The 280-nt window shown below is 59.6% G+C and carries 1 protein-coding gene; it reads right to left on the bottom strand.

Going from position 1 to position 280, the window contains the following annotated elements:
• Positions 1 to 280, bottom strand: a 280-nt coding sequence (locus JYB63_RS23060; protein WP_205660245.1) for a hypothetical protein, incomplete at both ends; no start/stop codon positions are given.

The raw sequence follows: 280 nt of genomic DNA, 5'->3' as shown, positions 1-280 counted from the left end.
AACGTCAGCAGGCAAAGCAGTGTTAAACCAGTCCCGTAATTGCTGATTTTCATTGAGTAACCTCTGTATTTTCTGCTCACGCGTCAGCGCCAGCCGGTGCGCGGCGTTTAGGTCGCCCCTTAACTTTTCCTCTTCCTGCGCCAGCACACCTACCGCCGCCTGCAACGTGTCGATCGCCGCGCGGGTATCGGTCAGCGCCGCCGCAATCCGGCCGTTCTCCTGCCGGGCGCTTTCCAGCCGTTCACCCAACGTGACAACCTGCCATTTCATCCAACCGGCG

Origin of the sequence: Aliamphritea spongicola (assembly GCF_017051665.1) — a bacterium.
In the GTDB taxonomy this organism is placed as follows: domain Bacteria; phylum Pseudomonadota; class Gammaproteobacteria; order Pseudomonadales; family Balneatricaceae; genus Amphritea; species Amphritea spongicola.
The sequence above is the reverse complement of the archived record's forward strand: the minus strand, read 5'-3'. Positions and strand labels throughout refer to the sequence as shown.